This window comes from Streptomyces sp. NPDC059355 (assembly GCF_042752335.1).
GTDB lineage: Bacteria > Actinomycetota > Actinomycetes > Streptomycetales > Streptomycetaceae > Streptomyces.
On the sequence record NZ_JBHYXN010000029.1, the window covers coordinates 94,310 to 97,875 of the forward strand.

Annotated in this window: 5 protein-coding genes; 3 read left to right on the plus strand and 2 right to left on the minus strand. The window is 74.4% G+C overall.

The genetic code is table 11. The annotated features are described in order from the left end of the window. Nucleotides 1-891: DUF1906 domain-containing protein (locus ACFXGI_RS25685; RefSeq protein WP_384710992.1), on the plus strand; the 891-nt coding region annotated here is incomplete at its 5' end. On the opposite strand, the gene ACFXGI_RS25690 is transcribed toward ACFXGI_RS25685, so the two are convergent. Together ACFXGI_RS25690 and ACFXGI_RS25695 are read right to left on the minus strand one after the other, a co-directional pair. Continuing rightward, complete coding sequence (locus ACFXGI_RS25690) at nt 884-1,396, minus strand: pyridoxamine 5'-phosphate oxidase family protein (RefSeq protein WP_384710995.1); 513 nt, start codon at nt 1,394-1,396, stop codon at nt 884-886. The two genes, ACFXGI_RS25685 and ACFXGI_RS25690, sit on opposite strands and share 8 nt — an antisense overlap. A gap of 36 nt (nt 1,397-1,432) precedes the next feature. Continuing rightward, nucleotides 1,433-2,161, minus strand: coding sequence for a VWA domain-containing protein (locus ACFXGI_RS25695; RefSeq protein ID WP_384710997.1), 729 nt, complete (start codon nt 2,159-2,161; stop codon nt 1,433-1,435). Between the two features lie 101 nt (nt 2,162-2,262). On the opposite strand from ACFXGI_RS25695, the gene ACFXGI_RS25700 reads away from it, so the two are divergent. Next, nucleotides 2,263-2,988, plus strand: coding sequence for an SDR family NAD(P)-dependent oxidoreductase (locus tag ACFXGI_RS25700; protein WP_384711000.1), 726 nt, complete (start codon nt 2,263-2,265; stop codon nt 2,986-2,988). Beyond that, the coding region (locus ACFXGI_RS25705) for an alpha/beta hydrolase (protein ID WP_384711003.1) at nt 2,985-3,566 on the plus strand (582 nt) is incomplete at its 3' end. The genes ACFXGI_RS25700 and ACFXGI_RS25705, both read left to right, overlap by 4 nt.

Consider the following 3,566-nt stretch of genomic DNA (forward strand, 5'->3'; position numbering starts at 1 on the left):
GAGACAGACGGGACCCCGGAGCCGGCGCTAGCGCCGGCGCCGGCCGGGGGCAGCGCCGGGGCGGCCGCGAGGGCCGGGACCGTGGCGCGGACCGCGGCAGCCCTGGAAGCGGCCGCCGCGAGCGCCGACGCCCCCGTCCCGCCCCTGACCCGGGCCGCCTTCACCGGCCACGGCTTCGACACCTGCACCGCCCCGACCCGGCGCACCATGGACGCCTGGCGGGCCGACTCCCCCTTCGGCGCGGTCGGCGTCTACATCGGCGGCCGCGCCCGCGCCTGCGCCCAGCCGCAGCTGACGGCCGGCTGGGTGCGCCGCCAGCTCGCGGCCGGCTGGCACCTGATGCCGCTCTGGGTCGGCCCGCAGCCCTGGAGCAGCGCGAGCACCGGCCTGTCACCCGACCCGTCCGAGGCCAACGAGGAGGGCATGGAGGCCGCCGAAGGCGCCGCGGCGGCGGCCCGCTCCCTGGGCCTGGCGCAGGGCACGGTGCTCTACAACGACCTGGAGAACTACGAGGACCGGACCACCTGGGACCCCCCGGTCGTCGCCTACCTCACCGCCTGGACGGTCCGCCTGCACGAGCTCGGCTACCGCGCCGGCGCCTACGTCGCGGCGAGCTCCGGCGCCAAGGCGCTCAGCGCCCACCACGACCAGGCCCCGGAGGCCATGCCCGACGTGCTGTGGGTCGCCGTCTGGAACGGCCGGGCATCGGTCTCCGACGCCGACACGGGCCTGCCCGCCCGTACGCACCAGTGGTCCGGCCGCCGCCGCGCCCACCAGTACCGCGGCGACCACACCGACACGCACGGCGGGGTCAGGCTCACCATCGACCGCAGCTGGATCGACATCGACCCCGCCCCCCTCGCCGCCCCGGCCCGGCCCCGGTTCAGCTAGCCGGGTCCTCGCGGGGTGGTTCGTCGTCGTTGCCGCGGCGGAGGGTGCGCAGGCCGTGGGACGGGGTCCAGGTGCGGACCACGAGGTCGTCGCCGTCGATGGCGATGTGCACCACCTCCGTCAGGTCCGCGTGGAAGAGGTGGAAGGGGTGCGGGGTCTCCGTCTCCTCCGCGTACCGGTGCAGCTCGGGCGGGTCCAGCAGCTCGATCGCGCGCCCGGAGATCCGTACGTCCCCGTCCGGCATCTCCTCGCCCGCGCCGGGGTTGGTGTGCAGGGCGAAGCGCGGGTCGCGCTGCAGGTCCTTGGCCTTCATCGAGTCCGGCATCATCCCGAGCCACAGCTCGCCGCCGCGGATGTCGACGTTCAGCCCGGCCAGCCGCGGGGAGCCGTCCTTGCGGAGTGTGCCGAGGACGTGGTGCGGGTACTGCGCGAAGCGGGCCCGGACGGCCGCCGCGAATTCCGGTTCCTGATCCTCGAAGAGTGCCCAGTTGTTGATGGTCGTCATACGCCCATCAAAGCGCGTGGCACCGGCGGTCGCCGTTCAGGCGCGCACGATGCCCGCCGCGCGGGCGGCCTCCAGCCAGGACGGGAACTCCATGACCAGGCGGTCGAACAGCACCGGGTCCGGGACCTCCCGCGGGTCCGGGCCGGCGTGGAAGTAGCCCGCGTTGTCCACCACCCGCCGGTCCGGCACGGGCAGTTCGTCCAGCCGCCGCAGGAAGTCGAACTGCGAGCTGTGCGTCCGGCCGAAGCCGACGAACTGCCAGAACAGCGGGAGCCGGGCCGCCTTGCACAGGTACCTCTCCGCCGCGGGCTTGTTGATCGGACCGCCGTCCGTCTGGAAGACGACCAGCGCCGGATCCGCCGCCCCGGAGTCCAGGTAGTGGTCGATCACCGCGTCCATCGCCGCTTCGTACGAGGTCTTGCCCATGTGGCCCAGGCGGGAGGCGATCTCGGCGATCCGCCCCTGGTGCGCGGCGAGCGGTATCTCCTCCACCGCGTCGACCTCGGTCGAGAAGAACACCGCCGGTACGCGGCCGTCGTCGTCGAGGTGGGCCGAGAGGCCCAGTACCCGGTCGGCGAAGGCCTGGACCGTGCCGTCCCGGTAGTACGGGCGCATCGATCCCGAGTGGTCCAGGACCAGGTACACCGCGGCGCGCACGCCCTCCAGGCCGTGCTTGCGCAGCGAGATCCCGGCACTCTTGTAGAGGCTCACGAGCGCCGGAGCGGTCGCTTCCATCGTGCGGAGGTCGATCGCGCTGCCCGTCATGGCCCGAGGGTACGTCAACTCCGTTTTCCGGGACGTCCCTTCCTTCCTCTGCATGTGACTGATAGGGGTATTTCTACTAGGCCTATTGAGGGGGTGGGCGGGTGGTCTCGCTGGACGGGAAGGTCGTCGTCATCACGGGCGCCGGGCGCGGGCAGGGCGAGGCCGGGGCCCGGTTGTGCGCGGAGGCCGGCGCGCGGGTGGTCGTCACGGACGTACGGGAAGAGGAGGGCCGGGCGGTCGCGTCCTCGCTCGGGGACCAGGGGCTGTACGTACGGCACGACGTGGCCGAAGCGGGCGGCTGGGCCGAGGTCGTACGGGAGGCCGTACGGGCCTTCGGCACGATATCGGCGCTGGTCAACAATGCGGCGCTGTGGCGCACGGCCCACGTGGAGCGGCAGCGGCCCGAGGAGTTCGAGGCACTGCTGCGGGTGAACCTGCTGGGGCCGTTCCTCGGCATCCAGGCCGTGGCGCCGGTGCTGCGGGCGGCCGGGGGCGGCTCGATCGTGAACGTCTCCTCCACGGCCGGACTGGTCGGCATCCCGGGCCACGCGGCGTACGGGTCCACCAAGTTCGGGCTGCGCGGGCTGACCCGGTCGGCGGCGCTGGACCTGGCGGGGGACCGGATCCGGGTCAACTCGGTGCATCCGGGGGCGATCGACACGCCGATGGTGTCGGCGGTCGCCGGGCAGGACTGGTCGCACGTTCCGCTGGGGCGGATGGGGCGGCCGGAAGAGGTCGGGGAGCTGGTGCTGTTCCTGTGCTCGGACGCCTCCTCGTACGTGACGGGCGCGGAGTTCGCGGTGGACGGGGGGATGACGGCGCGATGAGTGACTCGTTGTCCCCCGGGGCCCGGGCGCTGTGCGATGCGATGGCGGCGGCGTTCCCGGGGCCGGGGGACGTGAGGGCCCTCAGGGCCGCGGCGGTGGGCGGCCGGTCGGCGGGACCGGAGGTGGCCTCGGTCCGCGACGACGAGGCCGACGGGGTCCCGGTCCGGGTCTACGACCCCGCGCCGGGCTCCACGGACCGCCCGCTGGTGGTGTTCTTCCACGGCGGCGGCTGGGTGATGTGCGGGCTCGGCACGCACGACGCGACGTGCCGGTCGCTGGCCGCGGGGTCGGGTGCGGTGGTGGTCTCCGCCGACTACCGCCTCGCCCCCGAACACCCCTGGCCGGCGGCCCCGGACGACGCGCTGACCGTACTGCTGTGGGCGAGGGCGCAGGCGGCCGGACTGGGCTGCGATCCGGGCCGGGTGGTGGTGGCGGGGGACTCCAGCGGGGGCAACCTGGCGACGGTGACCGCGCTGCGGGCGCCGGAGCCGGTGGCGGGCCAGCTGCTGGTGTACCCACCACTGGCCGCGGACCCGGTGGCCGTGGCCACGGCGGCCACGGCGACCGCGGTCACCGGG

Bases quoted from the DNA above. Each gene is read 5' to 3' on its own strand.
- ACFXGI_RS25690 (WP_384710995.1), bottom strand. From the start codon at position 1,396: ATGACGACCATCAACAACTGGGCACTCTTCGAGGATCAGGAACCGGAA.
- ACFXGI_RS25695 (WP_384710997.1), bottom strand. From the start codon at position 2,161: ATGACGGGCAGCGCGATCGACCTCCGCACGATGGAAGCGACCGCTCCG.